Annotated in this window: 22 protein-coding genes, 2 tRNA genes, 1 pseudogene and 1 riboswitch; of the genes and pseudogenes, 2 read left to right on the plus strand and 23 right to left on the minus strand. The window is 59.6% G+C overall.

Going from position 1 to position 23,554, the window contains the following annotated elements:
* Nucleotides 1–18: 18 nt before the first annotated feature.
* From LQK83_RS04725 to LQK83_RS04800, 16 genes are all read right to left on the minus strand, one after another.
* A complete protein-coding gene (locus tag LQK83_RS04725; protein ID WP_230836092.1) occupies nucleotides 19–1,530 on the minus strand; it encodes an NADH-quinone oxidoreductase subunit M in 1,512 nt (503 codons plus the stop codon).
* Nucleotides 1,530–3,521, minus strand: coding sequence for an NADH-quinone oxidoreductase subunit L (gene nuoL / locus LQK83_RS04730; protein ID WP_230836093.1), 1,992 nt, complete (start codon nucleotides 3,519–3,521; stop codon nucleotides 1,530–1,532). The genes LQK83_RS04725 and nuoL overlap by 1 nt, the downstream gene beginning before the upstream one ends.
* 7 nt (nucleotides 3,522–3,528) lie before the next feature.
* The gene (nuoK, locus tag LQK83_RS04735) at nucleotides 3,529–3,837 is read right to left on the minus strand and encodes an NADH-quinone oxidoreductase subunit NuoK (RefSeq protein ID WP_230836094.1); all 309 of its coding nucleotides are present in this window, start codon (nucleotides 3,835–3,837) and stop codon (nucleotides 3,529–3,531) included.
* Nucleotides 3,838–3,870: 33 nt separating this feature from the next.
* The gene (locus tag LQK83_RS04740; protein ID WP_230836095.1) at nucleotides 3,871–4,485 is read right to left on the minus strand and encodes an NADH-quinone oxidoreductase subunit J; all 615 of its coding nucleotides are present in this window, start codon (nucleotides 4,483–4,485) and stop codon (nucleotides 3,871–3,873) included.
* A gap of 136 nt (nucleotides 4,486–4,621) precedes the next feature.
* On the minus strand, nucleotides 4,622–5,113 hold the full coding sequence (nuoI, locus tag LQK83_RS04745) for an NADH-quinone oxidoreductase subunit NuoI (protein WP_112627649.1): 492 nt from the start codon (nucleotides 5,111–5,113) through the stop codon (nucleotides 4,622–4,624).
* Between the two features lie 2 nt (nucleotides 5,114–5,115).
* Nucleotides 5,116–6,159, minus strand: a complete 1,044-nt coding sequence (gene nuoH, locus LQK83_RS04750; RefSeq protein WP_230836096.1) for an NADH-quinone oxidoreductase subunit NuoH — start codon at nucleotides 6,157–6,159, stop codon at nucleotides 5,116–5,118.
* An 11-nt stretch (nucleotides 6,160–6,170) separates the two neighbouring features.
* Nucleotides 6,171–8,252: an NADH-quinone oxidoreductase subunit NuoG gene (gene nuoG / locus LQK83_RS04755; RefSeq protein ID WP_230836097.1), complete on the minus strand. Its 2,082-nt coding sequence runs from the start codon at nucleotides 8,250–8,252 to the stop codon at nucleotides 6,171–6,173.
* A 120-nt stretch (nucleotides 8,253–8,372) separates the two neighbouring features.
* Complete coding sequence (locus LQK83_RS04760) at nucleotides 8,373–8,990, minus strand: helix-hairpin-helix domain-containing protein (RefSeq protein ID WP_230836098.1); 618 nt, start codon at nucleotides 8,988–8,990, stop codon at nucleotides 8,373–8,375.
* 105 nt (nucleotides 8,991–9,095) lie between these two features.
* On the minus strand, nucleotides 9,096–10,400 hold the full coding sequence (gene nuoF / locus LQK83_RS04765) for an NADH-quinone oxidoreductase subunit NuoF (protein ID WP_230836099.1): 1,305 nt from the start codon (nucleotides 10,398–10,400) through the stop codon (nucleotides 9,096–9,098).
* 10 nt (nucleotides 10,401–10,410) lie between these two features.
* Entirely contained in the window at nucleotides 10,411–11,433 is a 1,023-nt protein-coding gene (gene nuoE, locus LQK83_RS04770; RefSeq protein WP_230836100.1) for an NADH-quinone oxidoreductase subunit NuoE, read from the minus strand.
* Between the two features lie 16 nt (nucleotides 11,434–11,449).
* Nucleotides 11,450–11,707 carry a hypothetical protein gene (locus LQK83_RS04775; protein WP_230836316.1) on the minus strand — a complete coding sequence of 86 codons (258 nt, stop codon included), beginning with the start codon at nucleotides 11,705–11,707 and terminating at the stop codon, nucleotides 11,450–11,452.
* Between the two features lie 2 nt (nucleotides 11,708–11,709).
* The gene (locus LQK83_RS04780; RefSeq protein ID WP_230836318.1) at nucleotides 11,710–12,903 is read right to left on the minus strand and encodes an NADH-quinone oxidoreductase subunit D; all 1,194 of its coding nucleotides are present in this window, start codon (nucleotides 12,901–12,903) and stop codon (nucleotides 11,710–11,712) included.
* Nucleotides 12,904–12,921: 18 nt separating this feature from the next.
* A complete protein-coding gene (locus LQK83_RS04785; protein ID WP_230836101.1) occupies nucleotides 12,922–13,524 on the minus strand; it encodes an NADH-quinone oxidoreductase subunit C in 603 nt (200 codons plus the stop codon).
* 17 nt (nucleotides 13,525–13,541) lie between these two features.
* Nucleotides 13,542–14,126, minus strand: a complete 585-nt coding sequence (locus LQK83_RS04790; RefSeq protein WP_109857787.1) for a NuoB/complex I 20 kDa subunit family protein — start codon at nucleotides 14,124–14,126, stop codon at nucleotides 13,542–13,544.
* On the minus strand, nucleotides 14,117–14,482 hold the full coding sequence (locus LQK83_RS04795; RefSeq protein WP_109857788.1) for an NADH-quinone oxidoreductase subunit A: 366 nt from the start codon (nucleotides 14,480–14,482) through the stop codon (nucleotides 14,117–14,119). The genes LQK83_RS04790 and LQK83_RS04795 overlap by 10 nt, the downstream gene beginning before the upstream one ends.
* A gap of 441 nt (nucleotides 14,483–14,923) precedes the next feature.
* A tRNA-Asp gene (locus LQK83_RS04800) sits at nucleotides 14,924–15,000 on the minus strand.
* A gap of 218 nt (nucleotides 15,001–15,218) precedes the next feature.
* Here LQK83_RS04800 and LQK83_RS04805 point away from each other — a divergent pair.
* Nucleotides 15,219–15,294, plus strand: a tRNA-Val gene (locus LQK83_RS04805).
* Between the two features lie 77 nt (nucleotides 15,295–15,371).
* On the opposite strand, the gene LQK83_RS04810 is transcribed toward LQK83_RS04805, so the two are convergent.
* A complete protein-coding gene (locus LQK83_RS04810; RefSeq protein ID WP_230836102.1) occupies nucleotides 15,372–15,944 on the minus strand; it encodes a hypothetical protein in 573 nt (190 codons plus the stop codon).
* Nucleotides 15,945–16,031: 87 nt separating this feature from the next.
* Complete coding sequence (locus LQK83_RS04815; RefSeq protein WP_230836103.1) at nucleotides 16,032–16,325, minus strand: hypothetical protein; 294 nt, start codon at nucleotides 16,323–16,325, stop codon at nucleotides 16,032–16,034.
* A gap of 161 nt (nucleotides 16,326–16,486) precedes the next feature.
* Between LQK83_RS04815 and LQK83_RS04820 the strand changes: the two genes are divergently transcribed.
* Nucleotides 16,487–16,723, plus strand: a complete 237-nt coding sequence (locus LQK83_RS04820; protein ID WP_112627460.1) for an Lrp/AsnC ligand binding domain-containing protein — start codon at nucleotides 16,487–16,489, stop codon at nucleotides 16,721–16,723.
* Nucleotides 16,724–16,774: 51 nt separating this feature from the next.
* On the opposite strand, the gene LQK83_RS04825 is transcribed toward LQK83_RS04820, so the two are convergent.
* From LQK83_RS04825 to clpP, 5 genes and pseudogenes are all read right to left on the minus strand, one after another.
* Nucleotides 16,775–17,680 (minus strand): DMT family transporter, encoded by a 906-nt coding sequence (locus LQK83_RS04825; protein ID WP_230836104.1) that lies wholly within the window; start codon nucleotides 17,678–17,680, stop codon nucleotides 16,775–16,777.
* Between the two features lie 94 nt (nucleotides 17,681–17,774).
* Nucleotides 17,775–17,919, minus strand: a riboswitch (FMN riboswitch).
* 172 nt (nucleotides 17,920–18,091) lie between these two features.
* On the minus strand, nucleotides 18,092–18,364 hold the full coding sequence (gene hupB / locus LQK83_RS04830) for a DNA-binding protein HupB (protein WP_230836105.1): 273 nt from the start codon (nucleotides 18,362–18,364) through the stop codon (nucleotides 18,092–18,094).
* Nucleotides 18,365–18,641: 277 nt separating this feature from the next.
* Nucleotides 18,642–20,988: pseudogene (gene lon, locus LQK83_RS04835) on the minus strand (endopeptidase La); the annotation flags it as partial.
* A gap of 372 nt (nucleotides 20,989–21,360) precedes the next feature.
* The gene (gene clpX, locus LQK83_RS04840; RefSeq protein ID WP_230836107.1) at nucleotides 21,361–22,638 is read right to left on the minus strand and encodes an ATP-dependent Clp protease ATP-binding subunit ClpX; all 1,278 of its coding nucleotides are present in this window, start codon (nucleotides 22,636–22,638) and stop codon (nucleotides 21,361–21,363) included.
* Nucleotides 22,639–22,916: 278 nt separating this feature from the next.
* The gene (gene clpP / locus LQK83_RS04845; protein ID WP_109857794.1) at nucleotides 22,917–23,549 is read right to left on the minus strand and encodes an ATP-dependent Clp endopeptidase proteolytic subunit ClpP; all 633 of its coding nucleotides are present in this window, start codon (nucleotides 23,547–23,549) and stop codon (nucleotides 22,917–22,919) included.
* Between the last annotated feature and the right edge of the window lie 5 nt (nucleotides 23,550–23,554).

The following is a 23,554-nucleotide window of genomic DNA, read 5'->3' on the forward strand; positions in this document are numbered from 1 at the left end:
ATCTCGTAAATCCCGTCGTCAGTTCATCGTGACCGCGACAGAATGCGCGGCTTCGATTGCAGCAGTATAGTTCTTCAGCAGCATGTCCACGGAAGCAGCGGTCGCATTGAAGACCGGAGCCGGATAGACGCCGAAGAAGATGGTGAGGATCGCCAGCGGATAAAGGATCAGCTTTTCGCGTGCCGAGAGATCCAGCAGGCTCTTCAGAGTATCCTTTTCCAGCGCACCGAAAATGACGCGGCGATAGAGCCAGAGCGCATAGGCGGCCGAGAGGATGACACCTGTCGCAGCGAAGAGAGCCACGAAGGTGTTGGCGCGGAAGGCCCCCATCAGCGTCAGGAATTCGCCAACGAAGCCCGACGTTCCCGGAAGACCAACATTCGCCATGGTAAAGACCATGAAGGCAACCGCATATTTCGGCATGTTGTTGACCAGACCGCCATAGGCCGCGATTTCGCGGGTATGCAGGCGGTCGTAGACAACGCCGACGCAGAGGAAGAGCGCGCCGGAGACGATACCGTGCGAGAGCATCTGGTAGATGGCGCCCTGCAGGCCCTGAACGTTGGCCGCGAAAATGCCCATGGTGACATAGCCCATGTGCGCGATCGAAGAATAGGCAATCAGCTTCTTGATATCGGTCTGCATGAGAGCGACGAGCGACGTGTAGATGATTGCCAGGACAGAGAGCGCGAAGACAAAGGGCGCAAAGTGCTCCGACGCAACCGGGAACATGGCGAGCGAGAAGCGGATGAAACCATAGCCGCCGAGCTTCAGCAGGATGCCGGCCAGGATGACGGAGCCGGCCGTCGGTGCCTGAACGTGTGCATCGGGAAGCCAGGTATGGACCGGCCACATCGGCATCTTCACCGCGAAGGAGGCAAAGAAGGCGAGCCAGAGCCAGGTCTGCATGCCTGCCGGGAACTTGTGACTCAGCAGTTCGGGAATGCTGGTCGTGCCGGCGTTCCAGTACATGGCCATGATGGCAAGCAGCATCAGGACCGAACCGAGCAGCGTGTAGAGGAAGAATTTATAAGATGCGTAGACGCGATCCTTGCCACCCCAGACGCCGATGATGATGAACATCGGGATCAGGCCTGCTTCGAAGAACACGTAGAAGAGCACGATGTCGAGCGACACGAAGACGCCGAGCATCAGGACTTCGAGGATCAGGAAGGCGATCATGTATTCCTTGATGCGCTTCTCGACGGCAAACCAGCTGGCAAGTACGCAAAAGGGCATGAGGAAGGTCGTCAGGATGACGAAGAGCATCGAAATGCCGTCAACGCCGACGGCATAGGAAATGCCCGTATTGAGCCAGGCATGCTTCTCGACCATCTGGAATCCGGGATTGGCGTTGTCAAAGCCGATCCAGATGAAGAGCGATACGACGAAGGTCACCAGCGTGGTCAGCAGCGAAATGGTCAGAACATTCCGGCGGCCCGATGGGGAGTCGTCGCGGGTCAAAAGCAGCAGCAGCACGCCGACGAGCGGCAGAAAGGTGACGACGGTCAGAATTGGCCAATCGGTCATCAGAGGGCACTCCCGATCATCATCCAGGTGACAAGCGCGGCAATGCCGATCAGCATCGCGAACGCGTAATGGTAAAGGTAGCCGGACTGGAGCCGGATCACGCGGCCGGTCACATCAATGACGCGGGCAGCAACACCGTTCGGGCCGAGGCCGTCGATGACGCGGATGTCGCCCTGCTTCCAAAGGAAGTTACCGATCCACTTTGCGGTGCGGACGAACAGGACGTCATAGAGCTCGTCGAAGTACCACTTGTTCAGCAGGAACTCGTAGAGAACACGATGCTGCTGGGCCAGAACCTTCGGGATGCCCGGCGACACGATGTACATCCAGTAGGCAAGCACGAAGCCGAGCACCATGGCGATAAACGGGCTGAGCTTGACCCAGGTCGGAACTTCTTCCGCCAGCTTCAGAATCTCGTTGTGCGGTGAGGTGAAGAGCGCGCCCTTCCAGAATTCACTGTATTCCTCGCCGAAGAAGTAGCCATGGAACACCCAGCCCGCGAACAGCGCACCGATCGAAAGGACCAGCAGCGGGAAGAGCATCACGAACGGCGACTCGTGAACGTGGTGCATGACATCATGCGATGCACGAGGCTTGCCATGGAAGGTCATGTGGACCAGACGCCACGAGTAGAAGCTCGTGAAGAAGGCTGCGATGACCAGCATCCAGAAGGCGAAGTGGCCGACGGATGTTCCTGCAGCAAAGGTTGCCTCGATGATCGCATCCTTCGAGTAATAGCCGGCCGTGCCAAGCGGGGTAAAGGGAACACCTACACCCGTGAGTGCGAGCGTACCGATCATCATACCCCAATAGGTCTTCGGAATATGCTTTCTGAGACCACCCATGTGACGCATGTCCTGCTCGTCGGAGACGGCGTGGATGACCGAACCGGCGCCAAGGAACAGAAGGGCCTTGAAGAAGGCGTGCGTGAAGAGGTGGAAGACTGCCGCGCCATAAGCGCCGACGCCGAGCGCTGCGAACATGTAACCGAGCTGCGAGCAGGTCGAATAGGCAATCACGCGCTTGATGTCGTTCTGAACGAGACCGACGGTCGCGGCGAAGAAGGCCGTGATGGCACCGATGATGGTGACGACAGTCAGTGCATCCGGCGACAGTTCGAAGAGCGGCGACATGCGGGCGACAAGGAAGACGCCGGCGGTGACCATGGTTGCCGCATGGATGAGCGCCGAAACCGGTGTCGGGCCCTCCATGGCGTCCGGAAGCCAGGTGTGCAGCAGGAACTGTGCCGACTTACCCATGGCGCCGAGGAAAAGCAGCAGGCAGGTCGCGGTGATCGCGTGCGCCTGGTCAAGCTGCATGCCGAACAGGTTGATAACGACCTTGCCCTGGCCTGCGGCCGGAATGTAATTCGGCGCGGCTGCGAAGATCGTATCGAAATTGATCGAGCCGAACAGAACGAAGACGGAGAAGATGCCGAGAACGAAGCCGAAGTCACCAACGCGGTTGACGATGAAGGCCTTCATGGCGGCAGCGCTGGCCGACGGCTTCTTGAACCAGAAGCCGATGAGCAGGTAGGACGCCAGACCCACACCTTCCCAGCCGAAGAACATCTGCAGCAGGTTGTCCGACGTGATGAGCATGAGCATCGCGAAGGTGAAGAGCGAGAGATAGGCGAAAAAGCGCGGCCGATGCGGATCGTGGTGCATGTAGCCGATCGAGTAGAGATGCACGAGGCACGAAACCGTGTTGACCACCACGAACATGACGGACGTCAGCGTATCGATGCGGAAGGCCCAGGACACGTCGAGACCGCCGGACTGGATCCAGTGCAGAACCTGAACCTTGACGACTTCTTCGTGATGACCGAGCGCCACGTTGAAGAAAACGACCCACGACAGAACGGCGACGACGACCATGAGGCTCGTCGTGACGAATTCGGACGCTTTCGCCCCAATCGTGTTGCCACCGAGGCCTGCAATCAGGAAGCCGATCAGCGGAAGGAAGACGATGGCTTTGTAGAGCATGTCCATGGTTCGATCAGCCCTTCATGACGTTGACGTCATCGACCGCGATAGAGCCGCGGTTGCGGTAGAAGACGACGAGAATTGCAAGACCGATGGCGGCTTCCGCAGCCGCGACGGTCAGAATGAACAGAGCGAAGACCTGGCCTGCAATATCATGCAGGAAGGTCGAGAAGGCCACCATGTTGATGTTGACGGCGAGCAGGATGAGCTCGACCGACATCAGGATGACGATGATGTTCTTGCGGTTCAGGAAAATCCCGAAGATACCCAGCGTAAAGAGGATGGCGCTGACCGTGAGATAATGGGAAATACCGATTTCCATGATTGTCTTTCCTTAAATGTCCGGTCGCCTGCCTCAGATGCCCTGCCCCGGCTTCACCTTGACGATCGAAACCGCCGTCTCGGGTGTGCGGGCTACCTGGGCCGAAATGTTCTGCCGCTTGACGTTCGTCCGATGCTTCAGCGTCAGCACGATCGCGCCGATCATGGCCACAAGCAGAACAAGTCCGGCGATCTGGAAGAAGTAGACGTAGTGCGTGTAGAGCACGTCACCGAGCGCCTGCGTATTGCTGCGTTCCGTCAGAGCGGGGATCGGCATGGCAGCCGTCTTGGCGATCTGCGGCGAGATGGTCGAGCCGCCGATGACGAAGATCAGTTCCAGCGCGAGAATGATGCCGATCAGCGCGCCGATCGGCGCATATTCCAGCGCCTTGGTGCGAAGCGCTGCGAAATCCACATCCAGCATCATTACGACGAAGAGGAAGAGAACCGCAACCGCGCCGACATAGACGACGAGGAGGATCATCGCCAGGAATTCGGCGCCGGTGAGCAGGAAGAGCCCGGCCGCGTTGAAGAAGGTCAAGATCAGGAACAGGACGGAGTGAACCGGGTTCCGCGCCGAAATCACCATGAACGCCGATGCGATGGCGATGAAGGCGAACAGATAAAAGAATAGAGCCTGAAGACCCATGTCGATGCCTTTTTCAGCTTTCCGGAGGGTGACGGCCGTCGCCGGCCCATCCGGTGAGACGCACCGATTGCCGGCGCGCCATGCCCCTTTTGCGCGGCCGCCCAAGCGGCGGCGCACGTTTCATGTCAGATGCGGATCACCGGTACGGTGCGTCCATTGCGATATTGGCCGCGATTTCCCGCTCCCAGCGGTCGCCGTTGTCGAGAAGACGGGCCTTGTCGTAGTAGAGTTCTTCGCGCGTTTCGGTCGCGAATTCGAAATTCGGGCCTTCGACGATGGCGTCGACCGGGCAGGCTTCCTGGCAGAAGCCGCAATAGATGCACTTCACCATGTCGATGTCGTAGCGAACCGTGCGGCGCGTGCCGTCATTGCGGCGCGGACCGGCCTCGATAGTGATGGCCTGAGCGGGACAGATCGCTTCGCAGAGCTTGCAGGCGATGCAGCGCTCTTCGCCGTTCGGATAACGGCGCAGGGCATGTTCGCCACGGAAGCGCGGGGAAACCGGGCCCTTTTCGAAGGGATAGTTCACGGTGGCCTTGGGCGCAAAGAAGTAGCGCATGGTCAGACCGATCGCGCTGATGAATTCGCGCAGGAAGAGCGACTTAACGAATTGGGTAGCAGAGGCCATGGTCACGCCCATCCCGTCAGCTTGAGTACGAATGCGGTCACGATCAGGAAGAAGAGCGACAGCGGAAGGAAGACCTTCCAGCCGAGACGCATCAGCTGGTCGTAACGGTAGCGGGGCACGAACGCCTTCACCAGGCCGAACATGAAGAAGACCATGGTAGCCTTGAGGATGAACCAGATGACACCCGGGACCCAGTTGAGGAACCAGACATCAACCGGAGGCAGCCAGCCGCCGAGGAAGAGGATCGTCGTCAGCGCGCACATCAGAACGATGGCCGAATATTCGCCCAGCATGAACATCATGTACGGCGTGGAGCCATATTCGACCATGAATCCGGCGACCAGCTCCGATTCCGCTTCCGGAAGATCGAAGGGCGGACGGTTGGTTTCAGCGAGCGCCGAGATGAAGAAGATGATGAAGACCGGGAAGAGCGCGAGCCAGTTCCAGTCGAGCAGCGACGGCGGCAGGCCGAGCTTGGTTCCGAGGCCGGTGTTCTGCGCCATGACGATGTCGGACAGGTTCAGCGAACCGACGGTCAGCAGGACGGTGACGATCACGAAGCCGATCGAGACTTCATAGGACACCATCTGCGCAGCCGAACGCAGCGCGCCGAGGAAGGGATACTTCGAGTTCGAAGCCCAGCCACCCATGATGATGCCGTAGACTTCCAGCGACGAAATCGCGAAGACGTAGAGGATGCCGACATTGATATTGGCGATCACCCAACCGGCATTCAGCGGAATGACGGCCCAGGTAGCAAGCGCCAGCGTCACGGCAACCAGCGGCGCGAGAAGGAAAACGCCCTTGTTGGCGCCGGCCGGAATGATCGGCTCCTTCAGCACGAATTTCAAAAGGTCGGCGAAGGACTGGAAAAGTCCCCACGGACCCACCACGTTAGGTCCGCGACGCATCTGGACCGCAGCCCAGATCTTGCGGTCGGCGAGCAGGATATAGGCGATGAAGAGCAGCAGCGCGACGAGCATGAGGAGGGATTCCCCCACGATGATCAGCGCCGGCAAGACATAGGTGAAGAAAAACTGTTCCATGATCCCTGCCCTTACTCCGCGGCAACCTTGAAGTTGTTGGCCGCCAGCGCGGAGCATTCAGCCATGACGGCGGAAGCCCTCGCTATCGGGTTCGTCAAATAGAAGTCTTTGACCGCGCTTGCAAATGCGGATTTCTCCAGAGCACCGGTTTTTTTCGCCAGTGCAGCAATTTCAGCGGCCGTGCCCGGCTTGATCGCATCGAGTTCGGCGAAATGCGGGTGGCTCGCATAGAGCTTTGCACGCAGAGCGCCCAGCGAATCAAACGGCAGCTTCTTGCCGAGCACGTCGGAGAGCGCGCGAATGATCGCCCAGTCTTCGCGGGCATCACCCGGTGCGAAGCCGGCGCGTGTGCTCATCTGGACGCGGCCTTCAGTGTTGACCCAGGTGCCGGACTTTTCCGTATAGGCCGCACCCGGCAGGATAACGTCAGCAGCAGATGCGCCAGCATCGCCATGGCTGCCGATATAGACCGTGAAGCCAGCCTTCTTCGCGGCGAAGTCAAGTTCGTCAGCGCCGAGCAGGAAGAGAACGTCCATGGAAGCCAGCTGCGTTGCGGCATCCGCACCGCCCTCGCCCGGCACGAAGCCGAGGTCGAGTGCGCCGACGCGCGAGGCTGCCGTGTGGAGAACGGCGAAGCCATTCCACTCGTCGGTGACAGCGCCGCAATCCGCAGCGATCTTCGCCGCAGCAGCGAGCACGGCCGCACCGTTTGCACCCTTGAGCGCGCCCTGGCCGACGATGATCATCGGGTTCTTGGCGGCCTTCAGCTTTTCAGCAAATGCATTCGAACCGTCTGCCACAGCGGCCAACGTATCCGTACCGGCACCGAGATATTCATGCTTGTAGCGGAATTCGCCGTCCTGACCGATCACGCCAACGGCGACGCCGCCCTGGCGCCAGCGCTTGCGGATGCGGGCGTTGAGAACGGCCGCTTCGAAGCGCGGGTTGGAGCCGACGAGCAGGAAGGCGTCAGCCTTCTCGATGCCGGCAACGGTCGGGTTGAAGATGTAAGACGCGCGGCCGAGCGACGGATCAGCAAATGCGCCATCCTGACGGGCATCGACGTTCTTGGAGCCAAGAGCGGCCATCAGTTCGCCGAGCGCATAGATTTCTTCGACCGAAGCGAGATCCCCGGCGATCGCGCCGATCTTCGAGCCATTGGTCTTGGAGACGGCGTCCTTGATGGCGGCAAATGCCTCACCCCAGGTTGCCGGAACCAGACGGCCGTCCTTGCGGACGTAAGGCTTGTCGAGGCGCTGCGTACGCAGGCCGTCCCAGACGAAGCGCGACTTGTCGGAGATCCACTCCTCGTTCACGTCTTCGTTGACGCGCGGCATGATGCGCATGACTTCGCGGCCACGCGTGTCGACGCGGATGGCGGAGCCGAGCGCGTCCATGACATCGATCGTCTCGGTCTTGTTCAGTTCCCATGGGCGGGCCGTGAAGGCGAAGGGCTTGGAGGTCAGTGCGCCGACCGGGCAGAGGTCAACAACGTTGCCCTGCAGTTCGGAGGTCATGGCCTGCTCGAGATAGGTGGTGATTTCGGCGTCTTCGCCACGGCCGATGAGACCGAGCTCGGAAATGCCGGCGACTTCCGTCGTGAAGCGAACGCAGCGCGTGCAGTGAATGCAGCGGTTCATCACGGTCTTGACGAGCGGTCCGATATACTTGTCTTCGACGGCGCGCTTGTTTTCATTATAGCGCGTACCGTCCATGCCGAAGGCCATGGCCTGGTCCTGCAGGTCGCATTCGCCACCCTGGTCGCAGATCGGGCAGTCCAGCGGATGGTTGATCAGCAGGAATTCCATCACGCCTTCGCGGGCCTTCTTGACCATCGGCGTGTTGGTGAAGATTTCCGGCAGTTCACCGTTCGGGCCGCCACGGACGTCGCGCACACCCATGGCGCAGGAGGCCGTAGGCTTCGGCGGGCCGCCCTTGACCTCGATCAGACACATGCGGCAGTTGCCGGCAACCGACAGCCGCTCATGAAAACAGAAGCGCGGCACCTCGGCCCCGGCTTCCTCGCACGCCTGCAACAGCGTGAAATGATCCGGAACTTCGATTTCCTTACCGTCGACTTTCAGCTTCGCCATATCCGCCTTCCCGCTTCCGCGCCCAGTCGCGCATCAAGCCAGAGTTTCTGTCGTGGTCCGGAAGGTCCTTCGGACCACCCTCGCCTATTTCATTTCACGCCCTTGAACCTGCCTTGCGGCTCAGTGTCCGGTCGCCAGTATCTTCCGCGCCTGCCCCGCCCAGTCGTCCCGCAGAATCCGACCTTCAAGACCGAGTTCCGCGTCGAGCGCAGCAAGCGCTGCTTCATTCATTTCGGCCAGCTGCGCGAATGTCACCACTCCGTGACCCGTCAGCACATTGGCCAGCTTCGGGCCGATGCCCGAAATCCGCTTCAAGTCGTCGCCGGCCGAAACCGGCGCCTTCGCGACCGCAGCCTTCTCGGCCGACTTGCGAACCTTGGCGACCTTCGCCGCCTTGCGCGCCCGCTTCTCGATCACCTCGTCTACGGTTGGCGCTGCAGACAAAGGACCGCTCTGCTGCGCTTCCACGACGACCGGAGCGACCACCTCCGGTTCAACTGCCTTCGCCTTAACCGGTTCCGTCACCGGCTGTGCTTCCGCAGCTTCCACTTCGGCAGCCTGCGCACTCGCGCGGTCTGCCTGATCCTGCATCGCATTGAGGAAGAGGCTCGCCCACTGCCCGGTCATCCGGATCCCGTAAGCTGTTGCCGCTGCCATCATGATGGCCGGATTGGCCATCAGCGGATTGAGCGCAACGCCCTCTTGCCTGTCACCGTCCTTCGTCCAGTCAGTCTTCATGAATGCCTCCATCGCCTCGTTCGTCGCTCGAACAAGATTCGCTACCGCATCATGCGGAGCGGACATGTCGTCACGATGATCGTTGCGCTGGGCGTTCATGGAAGCTTACTCGGCAGCCTCCAGAACCGCGCCGTGCGCCATGGCGTTGGCCGTATACTGGTCGATCCGCTTTTCGATTTCCGGACGGAAATTGCGGATCAGACCCTGGACCGGCCAGGCGGCAGCGTCGCCCAATGCACAGATCGTGTGACCTTCGATCTGCTTCGTGACTTCAAACAGCATGTCAATTTCGCGCTTCTGCGCGTTGCCCTTCACCATGCGCTCGAGAACGCGCATCATCCAGCCGGTGCCTTCACGGCACGGCGTGCACTGACCGCAGCTCTCGTGCTTGAAGAAGGCGGCGATACGCCAGATGGCCTTGATGATGTCGGTCGACTTGTCCATGACGATCATGCCGCCGGTGCCGAACGAGGACTTGACCTCGCGCATGCCGTCGAAGTCCATGATCGCATCCTTCATGTCGTCGCCCTTGACGACGGGGCATGATGCGCCACCCGGAATGACGGCGAGCAGGTTGTCCCAGCCGCCGCGGATGCCGCCGCAATGCGTCTCAATGATCTCGCGGAAGGACAGGCCCATTGCTTCTTCGAAGGTGCAGGGCTTGTTGACGTGGCCGGAGACCATGAAAAGCTTGGTGCCGACATTGTTCGGACGGCCGATCGACGAGAACCAGGAGGCACCGCGACGCAGGATGGTCGGAGCAACGGCAATGGACTCTACGTTGTTGACCGTGGTCGGGCAGCCATAGAGGCCCATGTTGGCGGGGAACGGCGGCTTCAGGCGCGGCTGGCCCTTCTTGCCTTCCAGGCTTTCCAGCAGTGCCGTTTCTTCGCCGCAGATATAGGCGCCTGCACCGTGATGCAGATAGACGTCGAAGTCCCAGCCGTTCTTGTTGTTCTTGCCGAGGAGGCCGGCGTCATAGCACTCGTCGACGGCCGCCTGCAGGGCTTCGCGCTCGCGCATGTATTCGCCACGCAGGTAGATGTAGGCCGTATTGGCGCCCATGGCGAAACCGGCAATCACGCAGCCTTCGATCAGCGTATGCGGATCGTGGCGCATGATGTCGCGGTCCTTGCAGGTACCGGGCTCGGATTCGTCAGCATTGACGACGAGGTAATGCGGGCGGCCGTCGCTCTGCTTGGGCATGAACGACCACTTGAGACCCGTCGGGAAGCCTGCGCCACCGCGCCCACGAAGACCGGAAGCCTTCATTTCGTCGATGATCCAGTCACGGCCCTTTTCGATGATCTGCTTGGTGCCGTCCCAGTGGCCGCGCGACATCGCGCCCTTCAGGGACTTGTCCTTGAGACCGTAAAGGTTGGTGAAAATGCGATCTTCGTCCTTAAGCATGTCTCACCTCTCAACGCGGCTTCTTGCCGAAAACGCGCACATATTCTTCTTCGCCGCCGCGCGCCAGCGCATCGGCCTGCTTGATCCAGTCGTCGCGAAGGATACGACCGCGGAACGCCAGGTAGCCATCAACCCAGGCGATTTCCTTTTCGGTCCACTTGGCAATCTGAGCGAATGTATAGATGCCGAGATCATGAAGCTTGGTTTCCATGACCGGTCCGACGCCCGAGATCATCTTGAGGTCGTCCGGCGTCGCCGGCTTCTCGACCGCAGCCGGACGGTTCGGATCATCCAGCGATGGCTTGGCTTCCGCCTTCGCAGCCGGCGCTTCAGCAGCCTGTGCTGCCGGTGCGGCAGCAGCAACCGGTGCGGCTGCCGCAGAAGCCGGTGCCTCAGCACGATCAGCAAACTTCGGTGCCGGCGTGTCGGTCGTCAGCGTGACGGGGGCGCCGGCGGGTGCCGAGTAGACGCGGTCGATCTGAGGACCAGGGGTCACATCGCCGCCCTTGCCCGCCTCGAAACGGTCGATGATATATTCGAGCTGGATCGGCGTCAGGTCCTCATAGGTGTCCTTGAAGATGACGACCATCGGCGCGTTGACGCAGGCGCCCTGACATTCGACCTCTTCCCACGACAGCGTACCGCTCTCGTTGGTGTGAAGCGGCTCGGGATGAATCTTCTTCTTGCAGACTGCCATCAGCTCTTCCGAGCCGCGCAGCATGCAGGGCGTGGTGCCACAGACCTGCACGTGAGCACGCGTACCGACCGGCTTGATCTGGAACTGCGTATAGAAGGTCGCGACTTCAAGTACCCGAATATAGGGCATTTCCAGCATGTCCGCGATCGTTTCGATCGCCGCACGCGTCACCCAGCCATCCTGCTCCTGGGCGCGCATCAGCAGCGGAATGACCGCCGACTGCTGGCGGCCAGCGGGGTACTTGTTGATCGTCTCGGCCGCCCAGACCTTGTTGGCTTCGTTGAAGGCGAAGCTCTGCGGCTGGACATTGTCATCGGCTAGTCGTCGAACGGACATTCTCTTTCACGCCTTGTCAGTTGATGGCACCGCATTTGGTATTCGTGACGGACACGAATTCGCAAGCGTAGGCCGACTGGTCTTTCTGCATAAATATCACGAACTTGGCGCCGTTCGGCACGGCTGCCTTGATCTCGTAGCCCTGAGCGAGCAAGTCCTTCATCGTCGAAGGCGGCACGGGCGCGTTCTTGCCCGTATTGCCTCCCACCACCGTCTGGGCGGATGCCGCAGACGAGATGCCGATGATGAGAGCCGCCAGAACGATCCGAGACATGATCATCTGTCAACCTCACCGAACACGATGTCGAGTGAGCCGAGGATTGCCGTCACGTCGGCCAGCATGTGGCCGCTGCTCAGGAAATCCATCGCCTGAAGGTGCACGAAGCCGGGAGCGCGGATCTTGCAACGATACGGCTTGTTCGAGCCGTCCGAAACGAGATAGACGCCGAACTCACCCTTCGGGGCCTCGACGGCAGCGTAAACTTCGCCGGCGGGAACGTGGAAGCCTTCGGTGTAGAGCTTGAAGTGGTGGATCAGCGCTTCCATCGAACGCTTCATCTCGCCACGCTTCGGCGGAACGACCTTGCCGTCGAGCGACGAGACCGGACCGACCTTTTCGCTGCCGAGCAGGCGTGCACAGCACTGCTTCATGATCTTCACGGCTTCGCGCATTTCGATCATACGGATCAGGTAACGATCGTAGCAGTCACCGTTCTTGCCGATCGGAATGTCGAAATCGAGTTCCGAATAGCACTCGTAAGGCTGCGCGCGACGCAGATCCCAGGCAGCGCCCGAACCACGCACCATGACGCCGGAGAAACCCCATTTCCAGGCATCTTCGAGCGAAACAACGCCGATATCGACGTTACGCTGCTTGAAGATGCGGTTGCCGGTCAGCAGGCCTTCGATATCGTCGAGAACCTTGAGGAAGGGATCGCACCACGCCGCAATGTCTTCAACGAGCTTATGGGGGATGTCCTGATGGACGCCGCCCGGACGGAAATAGGCTGCGTGCATGCGCGCGCCACAGGCACGCTCATAGAACACCATCAGCTTTTCACGCTCTTCGAAACCCCAGACCGGCGGCGTCATCGCGCCGACGTCCATGGCCTGCGTCGTGACGTTCATGATGTGAGACAGGATGCGGCCTATTTCCGAGAAGAGAACGCGGATCAGCTGGCCGCGCTTCGGAACCTCGATACCGAGAAGCTTCTCGATCGCGAGGCAGTAGGCGTGCTCCTGGTTCATCGGCGCGACATAGTCGAGACGGTCAAAGTAAGGAACAGCCTGCAGATAGGTCTTGGCTTCGATCAGCTTTTCGGTGCCGCGATGCAGCAGACCGATATGCGGGTCGGCACGCTCGACAATTTCACCGTCAAGCTCGAGCACCAGACGCAGAACGCCGTGGGCCGACGGGTGCTCGGGGCCGAAGTTGATCGTGAAGTTGCGGACGGAATGTTCTTTCGTCATGGTCATGTCTTCCGCCCCTTACTTCGCTGCCTTCTCATCGCCCGGCAGCACGTAATCCGTGCCTTCCCATGGCGAGAGGAAGTCGAAATTGCGGAACTCCTGGCGCAGTTGCACGGGTTCATAAACAACCCGCTTTGCCTCGTCGTCGTAGCGCACTTCGACATAGCCGGTCATCGGGAAGTCCTTGCGCAGCGGATAACCCTCGAAACCGTAGTCGGTGAGGATGCGGCGCAGATCCGGATGGCCCGAGAACAGGATGCCGTACATATCGTAGGTTTCGCGCTCGAACCAGTTCGCACCCGGATAGATATCGCAGGCGGTCGGCACCGGCTTGTCTTCGGTGGTCGGCACCTTAATGCGGATACGCTGATTCTTCGACGGCGACAGCAGATGGTAGACCACCTCGAAACGCTCATCCCGGCCCGGATAATCGACGCCGCAGATGTCCGTCACGTTGATGAAACGACAGGCGGAATCATCATGCAGGAAGCGCAGAACCTCGATGAGGTTCTCCGGCGCGACCGTAATGCTCAGCTCGCCATAGGCAACTTCCGACGCGAGAACCAGCGAACCCTTCTGTTCGCCGATCCGTGCCGCAAGCGTGTTCAGTGCTTCGCTCATTGCTTAACCCTTCAGCCTTAGCGCTCGATCGTTCCGGTGCGCCGGATCTTCTTCTGAAGAAGCAGCACGCCGTAGAGCAGAGCCTCGGCTGTGGGGGGACAGCCCGGAACATAAACGTCGACCGGCACGACGCGATCACAACCGCGCACAACCGAATAGGAATAGTGATAGTAGCCACCGCCGTTGGCGCAGGAGCCCATCGAAATTACGTAACGCGGCTCGGGCATCTGGTCATAGACCTTGCGGAGCGCGGGCGCCATCTTGTTGGTCAGCGTGCCGGCCACGATCATGACGTCCGACTGGCGCGGTGAAGCGCGCGGCGCAACGCCGAAGCGCTCCATGTCGTAGCGCGGGCCGGACGCCTGCATCAGGCCTTCAACGGCGCAACATGCGAGACCGAACTGCATCCACATCAGAGAACCCGTGCGGGCCCAGGTGATCAGCTCGTCGGTGGCGGTGACGAGGAAGCCCTTGTCGGCCAGCTCGTTGTTGATTTCGCCAAAAAACTTGTCGTTTGCGCCCACCGGCTTGCCGGTCGAGGGATCAATGATCCCCTTCGGCTGCGGTGCGACGAGCGTGGTGTTGCCGGATGTCACTCCCATTCGAGTGCTCCCTTCTTCCATTCATAAATGAAGCCGATCGTCAGGACGCCGAGGAAGACCATCATGGACCAGAAACCGACCCAGCCGATGCTGCTGAACGACACGGCCCACGGAAACAGGAACGCGACTTCCAGGTCGAAGATGATGAACAGGATCGAAACGAGATAAAAGCGGATGTCGAACTTCATGCGCGCGTCGTCGAAGGCGTTGAAGCCGCACTCAAACGAGGAAAGCTTTTCCGAATCAGGCGCCTTGAACGCAAGTGCGAAGGGCGCGATCAGCAGCGAGATGCCGATAATCAGCGATACGCCAATAAAGATCGCGATCGGGAGATAGGAACTGAGGAGATCTGTCATTCTGTCCGTCCTTAGCCTGTCCTCAGGTGCGGTCGCGTCGGGCGCGCCGGGCAATTGCCGACAGGGCGTAGGTCTTCGTTGCAACGTCATCGTGACTAGCGCAGCCCGTCTTGCGGTGCAAGCGATTTGAACCGCAAAACAACGATTAACATGATCAACTTTACCAATTCACGACACAGATGCCGCAGCACGGTTTCGCAGCGCAATATGACGACGGTCAATTCGAGAGAAATGTTCGATCAGTGCCGCAGCAATGATACATTACCACCATCTGGCCAACCACCTGGGCCGGGCGAAACACGCCACAATACGAAAAACAATGGCCTTGCTTTCAAGCTGAGTCGCCTGGCATCGCATGAGCGCCAAAGGCCTTTCCTCATCGAAAGACCAGTTCACCCTCAAGGTGAACGCATTCTCGTAACTATCTGTATAGGAAAAGAATGGCGCGAGTGACGGGGCTCGAACCCGCGACCTCCGGCGTGACAGGCCGGCACTCTAACCGACTGAGCTACACCCGCGCATTTCCCGAACCGCGTCGCCGCTTCGTTCGGTGAGCGGGTGTCTAAGGGGTAGACGGGTGAGTGTCAAGCAGAATTCAAAACAAAAAATCGCTCCGACGACAATTTTTTGACAGAGGCTTTGAATGGCGGGGCTTCGTCAAAAAAAATGCGAAAAATGGGTCTCGCCCTCTTGCGGATCACAGTCTTTGCGAATAGATCACCCCCACCAACGCGGCGGGCGATTAGCTCAGTTGGTAGAGCGCCTCGTTTACACCGAGGATGTCGGGAGTTCGAGTCTCTCATCGCCCACCATTCTTTCCAAACAACATGAACACTGCTTTGTAACGCGCTGGACGCGTTCGCATCTTTTGCATCTGCGTTGTTGGAATTCAGCTCTTGAGAACCGTCACGATCAGCAAGACGGAAATGGCTGCAAGCCAGACCGACGCGATCCTTTCGACGAGCCGGGTCCTGTTTCCGGGCTTCCCACCGCTCAGCAGATTGCCGGCGCCTGCCCAGACAAGTGCAGCCGCCATGACCAGAGCGCAGAAAGCGGAAAGGCGCGGGAAAAAAGCGGGATCGCTGAACGGCGGCAGGAGAATGAAGCTGACGACCAGCGCTTTCGGGTTCAGCGCGGTGGTCATATAGACCCGCCCTGCGCTCACGCTTCCTATACCATCTGTCGCTTGCGCCCTGCCCCAGAGCTTGATAGCGAGAAACATGACCCACACGGCGGCGGCCGATTTCAGAATCAGGGCCGCGACGGGAAATTCCGCGAAGAATGGCGAACCGATGAGCGTGAGCGGCAGGATAGTGGTGAGATATCCGGCAAGTTCGGCCGGAATCAGCCGCGCGGCTCTAACAATCCCGCCCTGGCTTCCCGCGACGCCCATCAGGGTGTTCGTGGGGCCTGGGGCAAGCAGAAGCGCCAAAACCGCTGCAATGAATGCCAGAAGGGTCATGTCGGGCGATTCCCTGTTGTCTCCGCAATGCGTCACCACTGATGCAGATAAGCCCAAGCCGCTCGCGCGACTTTGACCTTCATCAACTCAGAGTTTCCCGGCGGGCATTTCCGGGGATGTCCGGCCTCGGCTGCGACGAATGATTTCGATGAGCGTGCCGAGCACGAAGCCGCAGAACGAGCCGCCCAGATCATAGCCATTGCCGGCCAAGCCTACACCGGGACCTAAAAGGTGAATCACCGCGATCGCCAGGAAGGCGCCGATAAAGCCTGTGCGAAGAAAGACAAGTGCTGAAGTCATCCGCGAGATCATCAGAGATCGCGAATGCTCCCGCTCCGCCGTCTTGGCCTGGCTTGCGCCATAAAACTCTTCGGGCGGCATGGACATCGGTTATCCTTCAGCAATCAACGATCTTTAGGGTCAAAACGAACGACATTTTGCTGTATCACGCAACAGAAAGGCAAGCGTGCGACACTTCAAATGCACCAGGGCTTTGGCTAAGGTCGTATCACGTCAAAAGAATCAACACGGAGGAAGGCGACATGCGCTGCATTTTTACCCAGGTTCGCTGCCGGCCCGGCCAGACCTACGAAGTCGCCAACAAGATCTATGAGAAGGAAGTCGTCTCCGAGCTCTATTCAACGAGCGGCGACTACGATCTCATCGCGAAGATTTATGTGCCCGACGGGCAGGATATCGGCCGTTACGTCAATGATATCTTCGTCGACATCCCGGATGTCGAGCGGACGCTGACGACGATCACGTTTCACGCGTTCTGAGAATCACTGATCGACATTTTTCGGGGGCTTCGGCCCCCGTTTTCGTTTCCATCATTCCGCGGCAACGGCCCTCTCCCTGCGCGATTCGTAGGTCATGATGAAGAGCGAGGCGCCGAGGATCAGGATGGCACCGAGCCAGAGCGTTCCGGCAGGCGCGTAGCCGAAGACAACCCACCCTGCCAGCACGTTGAGCGGCAGTTTCAGATCGTCGAAAGGCTGGACATAGGCCGCGTCCGCCGTCGCATAGGCGAGCGTCAGCAGATACTGCGCGACAGCTGTCAGCAGACCGAGGGCGACGAAGATCGCCAGAGCAGAGCCCGTCGGAAGTTCAAAGCCGGAGGCGAGTGCGAAGGCGCCGTTCACCGGTGTTAACAGAAGCAGCAACCAGACTGTGATGGTTTCAGGTGATTCGTCGTGCGTCAGGCTCTTCGTGTAGAGCGAGGTGGCGCCCCACAGGAGTGCTGCGAGCACGGGGAGAAGCGCTGCCCAGGTGAAGGTGTCCGACCACGGCTGCAGGATGATCATGGCACCGGCAAAGCCGGTCGCGGTCGCAGCCCAGCGTGCCGGCCCGACCCGCTCGCCGAGGAAGATCCGGGCCCCCAGAATGATGAAGAAGGGCGATGTCATCACCAGCGCGATCGCCTGCCAGATCGGCACATGCGCCAGCCCCATCACCCAGGCCTGAACACCGAAGACCGAGAACGCAACGCGGATGATATGGCTTGCCGGAAATCTCGTGCGCATCGCGCCGACGCCGACTCGCCACAAATAAGGCAGTGAAAAAAGGAGTGCGATGGCATATTGCCAGAAGGCGGTGGAAACAGAGCCAAAGCCCAGCTTCATTGTCACCCATTGCGTCAGCACGTTGATGGCGGCAAAGGCGACGCCTGCCAGCACCATGATCGCGGCGGCGGCAATGGCCGGATATCTGAGCCGAAGATTTTCAAGCTGATTCATGTTCACTTTCCCAAGACCGGGCCAACACAAATCAGGGCATGAGATTCCATCGTCTTCGCCAACGGGAGCCAAGCGGCGTGGCGAATAAGGCGGGACCCATTCTCTTTCATCCGGACTGTGACCGTCGGCTCCGGCCTCGCACCGGATCTGCTGACCTGCCAACCTGAAGGCAGCGCTCGCGGGCTTCGGGTTACCCCGTTACCGCCGGTGGGGAGTTTCACCCCGCCCTGAGAACGATTGCCGGACATGCCGGCCTGGACTTCATAAGGCGAAATCCCAATGGCGGCAAGAATTCCTGTCTGCTCGCCTTGGCGCAAATGCAAAAGACCCGGCGCTGTCAAAGCACCGGGTCTCCGAAACTTTGCTTGCCTGTTCCAGTCAAACTGGCGGGTGGCAGGCCGAAAGCTCGTCTTAGTTGACAGCGTCCTTCAGGCCCTTGCCGGCCGAGAACTTCGGCACGTTGCGAGCCGGGATGGCAACTTCAGCACCCGTGGACGGGTTGCGACCGGTGGAAGCTTCGCGGCGGGAGACGGAGAAGTTGCCGAAGCCGACGAGACGGACGTCGCCGCCGTTCTTCAGTTCGCCCTGGATCGCGTCGAATACAGCGTCAACAGCCGATGCAGCGTCGGTCTTAGACAGGCCAGCCTTTTCCGCAACTGCGGATACGAGCTCGTTCTTGTTCATGTTTCCACCCCTTTCTTACTGGTATGAAACGATTCGATTGGTCATCGCGGGCAGAATACGCAGGAGCGCGTCAGCCGCAACCGAAAATGCGCCCAATCCCTTGTTTTGCAGGGCTTTGCGCGCGGTTTTCGTTAAAAAAGGCCGGCATCTCTGCCGGCCTCGCGTTCTTATCAGCTTCATTCCGGCGCAATTGAGGCCGGATCGCGTCAATGGGCGACGCCTACACCGCTTTCTTCACCCGAATCGGCGGGAACGACTGCCGCATTGGCATCGGGCTCCCAAACGATGGGCTGGGGCTGGCGCACAAGCGCGTGCTGCAGAACTTCACCCATGCGCGATACGGGCACGATTTCCATCTCGTTCTTCACGTTGTCCGGAATGTCCGCCAGATCCTTGGCGTTTTCCTCCGGAATCAGCACCTTCTTGATGCCGCCGCGAAGAGCCGCAAGCAGCTTTTCCTTCAGACCGCCGATCGGAAGTACCCGGCCGCGAAGGGTGATTTCACCCGTCATGGCGACATCCTTTGACACGGGAATTCCGGTCATGATCGAAACGATGGCTGTTGCCATGGCAACACCGGCGGACGGGCCGTCCTTCGGGGTCGCACCTTCCGGAACGTGGACATGGATGTCAGCCTTGTCGAAGCGTGGAGGCTCGATGCCGAAATCGATGGACCGCGAGCGCACGTACGACGCGGCCGCCGAAATCGATTCCTTCATCACGTCCTTCAGGTTGCCGGTCACCGTCATCCGGCCCTTGCCGCCTGGCATCATCACGCCTTCGATCGTCAGCAGTTCGCCGCCGACTTCCGTCCAGGCGAGACCCGTGACAACACCGACCTGATCTTCGCGTTCGGCCTCGCCGTGGCGGAAGCGCGGAACGCCGAGATAATCGGACACGTTCTCGGGCGCCACCTCGATCGACGTCGCCTTGCCCTTCAGGATATCCGTCACCGCCTTGCGGGCGAGCTTCATCAGTTCGCGTTCCAGCGAGCGGACACCGGCTTCGCGCGTGTACTGACGGATGACCGCCATCAGCGCGTCGTCGGAGACCGAGAACTCGGCCGGCTGCAGGGCATGGTCGCGGATCGCCTTCGGCAGAAGGTGACGACGGGCAATTTCCCGCTTCTCATCTTCCGTGTAGCCGGCGATGCGGATGATTTCCATGCGGTCCATTAGCGGTGCCGGGATGTTCAGCGTGTTCGCCGTGGTGATGAACATCACGTCCGAAAGGTCGTATTCGACCTCCAGATAGTGATCCATGAACGTAGCGTTCTGTTCCGGATCCAGCACCTCGAGCAGAGCGGAAGACGGGTCGCCACGGAAGTCCTGGCCCATCTTGTCGATTTCATCGAGCAGGAAGAGCGGGTTGGCCTTCTTCGCCTTCTTCAGCGACTGAATGACCTTGCCGGGCATCGAGCCGATATAGGTGCGGCGATGACCGCGGATCTCGGCCTCGTCGCGCACACCACCGAGCGCCATGCGAACATATTCGCGGCCGGTAGCCTTGGCGATCGAGCGTGCAAGCGACGTCTTGCCGACGCCGGGCGGGCCGACGAGGCAAAGGATCGGTCCCTTGATCTTCTTGGCGCGCGCCTGAACAGCAAGGTACTCAACGATGCGTTCCTTGACCTTGTCGAGACCGAAGTGATCGGCAGCGAGCACGTCCTCGGCATAGTTGAGGTCGGTCTTGATCTTGGAGCGCTTGCCCCAGGGCAGACCGGTCAGCCAGTCGAGATAGTTGCGCACAACGGTAGCTTCGGCCGACATCGGGCTCATCTGGCGCAGCTTCTTCAGTTCGGCATCCGCCTTTTCGCGGCCCTCCTTGGAAAGCTTCGTCTTCTTGATGCGCTCTTCCAGTTCGGCCATCTCGTCACGGCCGTCTTCGCCGTCGCCGAGTTCCTTCTGGATCGCCTTCATCTGCTCGTTCAGGTAATATTCGCGCTGCGTCTTTTCCATCTGGCGCTTGACGCGCGAGCGGATACGCTTTTCGACCTGGAGGACGGAGATTTCGCCTTCCATGAAGCCGAGCGCCTTTTCCATGCGGGTCTTGACGCTCACCGTTTCCAGCATTTCCTGCTTCTCGGTGATCTTAATGGAAAGATGCGAGGCAACGGTGTCAGCAAGCTTGGAATAGTCCTCGATCTGGCTGGCAGCGCCGACCACTTCCGGGGAAATCTTCTTGTTGAGCTTCACATAGTTCTCAAACTCGGAAACGACCGAGCGCGACAGGGCCTCGATCTCGACGGCATCTTCTGCCGGTTCGGCGAGAACATGGGCCATCGCTTCGTAGAATTCGTCACGTTCGGTATAGCCGTCGATTTCAGCGCGCGCGCGGCCTTCGACGAGAACCTTGACGGTGCCGTCCGGCAGCTTCAGCAGCTGGAGAACATTGGCGACCGTACCGACGGTATAGATCGCGGAGGGCTTCGGGTCGTCGTCGCTCGCATTGATCTGGGTTACCAGCATGATCTGGCGATCCGAACCCATCACCTCTTCCAGAGCGCGGATGGATTTTTCACGGCCGACGAAGAGCGGCACGATCATGTGCGGAAAGACGACAATGTCACGCAGCGGCAATACCGGGTAGGCAATGCTGTCTGCAGGCAACGTCTTCTTGGTCATGTGAGTTCCTTTCCATCGGGTTCCCGTCTGGGCCACCCTCTGCACCGGGCGGGGAGCCCCGATGCTTTTCATTACCGCTCTCTAAGTGGAGTCTGACGGACGTCTTTTCAAGACGATCAACGTTCGCTCAACCCTTTGTCCCGCCTCGACACCAAGCTTGCCCGCTTGTGCTGTCGCGAGGCTTGCCGGCTTTCAAAACAGTCCCGCGATACGCTGTATTCCCACGCGGATTCGAGCTCTACTATCGCCACACTTAACGTAGTACGCAACTTAAAAAGCCCCGGATTACGACGATTTAACGACGTTAAACCCATGAAAAAAGCCCGGAGCGCAGCCCCGAGCTTTTCGATTGCATGCGATCTATTTCGGCAATTACGCCGATACGTTGGCCTTTTCTTCGCTGCGCTCTGCATAGATGTAAAGCGGGCGCGCCTTGCCTTCGACAACGTCGTCGGAGATGACAACTTCGCGAACGCCATCCATGGCCGGCAGTTCGAACATCGTGTCGAGCAGGATCTTTTCCATGATCGAACGAAGGCCGCGGGCGCCGGTCTTGCGGACGATGGCCCGCTTGGCGATGGCGCGCAGAGCGTCCTCGTGGAAGGTCAATTCGACGTCTTCCATCTCAAACAGGCGCTGATACTGCTTGATCAGGGCGTTCTTCGGCTCGGACAGGATCTGGATCAGGGCGTCTTCATCCAGGTCTTCGAGCGTTGCGAGGACTGGCAGACGACCGATGAATTCCGGGATGAGGCCGAACTTGACCAGGTCTTCCGGCTCCAGTTCGCGCAGGACTTCGCCGACGCGGCGGTCTTCCGGCGACTTGACGCTTGCGGCAAAGCCGATCGAGGTCTTTTCGCCACGGGCAGAGATCAACTTGTCGAGGCCTGCAAAGGCGCCGCCGCAGATGAACAGGATGTTCGTCGTGTCGACCTGCAGGAATTCCTGCTGCGGATGCTTGCGGCCGCCCTGCGGGGGAACGGAAGCAACCGTGCCTTCCATGATCTTCAGAAGCGCCTGCTGAACGCCCTCGCCCGACACGTCGCGCGTGATGGACGGGTTGTCCGACTTGCGGGAAATCTTGTCAACTTCGTCGATATAGACGATGCCGCGCTGGGCGCGCTCGACATTGTAATCCGCAGCCTGAAGCAGCTTCAGGATGATGTTCTCGACGTCTTCACCGACATAGCCGGCTTCCGTCAGCGTCGTGGCGTCCGCCATGGTGAACGGAACGTCGATGATGCGGGCGAGCGTCTGGGCGAGATAGGTCTTGCCGCAGCCGGTCGGGCCGACGAGCAGGATGTTGGACTTTGCCAGTTCGACATCGCCATTCTTCGAGGCATGCGCCAGACGCTTGTAGTGGTTATGCACCGCCACCGACAGGATGCGCTTGGCCTGCTGCTGGCCGATGACGTATTCATCCAGAACCTTGATGATTTCCTGCGGGGTCGGCACGCCATCGCGCGACTTGACCATCGAGGTCTTGTTCTCTTCACGGATGATGTCCATGCAGAGTTCGACGCATTCGTCGCAGATGAAGACCGTCGGTCCGGCGATCAGCTTGCGTACTTCATGCTGGCTCTTGCCGCAGAAAGAGCAGTAAAGGGTATTCTTCGAGTCGCCGCCGCTGCTACCGCTGACCTTGCTCATGTCACTTTCCTTCCAAGCATACCGGCGTTACCCGCTCAGGGAATACACGGAACTTTTTTCACCCTTTGGATCTGCGCCTCGTGCCGCATCGGAAAGGGTTTTCGGGGGTACTCGCTAATCCGAACAAATCACTTTATCCGGCAGCTTGCAACGTTTCCCCCAGTCTCACTGGATGCTATGTCACAAAAATTCAACATAGCATTAATTCCATATCCTGCACTTTAGGCTGACGCCGGCCTTGATCCTTGTCAAGAATGGCGCCGGCCCACAAGCGCCCTTCAGGCGCCGGCAGGGCCTTCGATCTCTTCGCGCGAGGTGAAGACCTGGTCAACCAGACCCCAGTTCTTCGCTTCCTGCGCATCCATGAAGTTGTCGCGGTCAAGTGCCGTTTCGACTTCTTCGTAAGTGCGGCCGGTGTGCTTCACGTAGATTTCATTGAGGCGACGTTTCATCTTGATGATGTCACGAGCATGGCGTTCAATGTCGGAGGCCTGCCCCTGGAAACCACCCGACGGCTGGTGAACCATGATGCGGGCGTTCGGCATCGCGATGCGCATGTCCTTGTGGCCGGCAGCGAGAAGCAGCGAGCCCATGGAGGCGGCCTGACCGATGCAGAGCGTCGATACGGCCGGCTTGATGAACTGCATCGTGTCGTAGATCGCCATGCCGGCGGTAACGACGCCACCCGGCGAATTGATGTAGAGCGCGATTTCCTTCTTCGGGTTTTCAGCTTCGAGGAAGAGAAGCTGCGCCGAAACGAGCGTCGCCATGTGATCCTCGACCGGACCCGTCAGGAAGATGATGCGTTCCTTCAGAAGCCGCGAATAGATGTCATAGGACCGCTCGCCGCGATTGGTCTGTTCGACGACCATCGGGATCAGGGCCATTGCGGTATCAACAGGATTGCTCATCTTCT

The sequence above is a fragment of the Rhizobium sp. C1 genome, from assembly GCF_021026335.1.
GTDB lineage: Bacteria > Pseudomonadota > Alphaproteobacteria > Rhizobiales > Rhizobiaceae > Ensifer_A.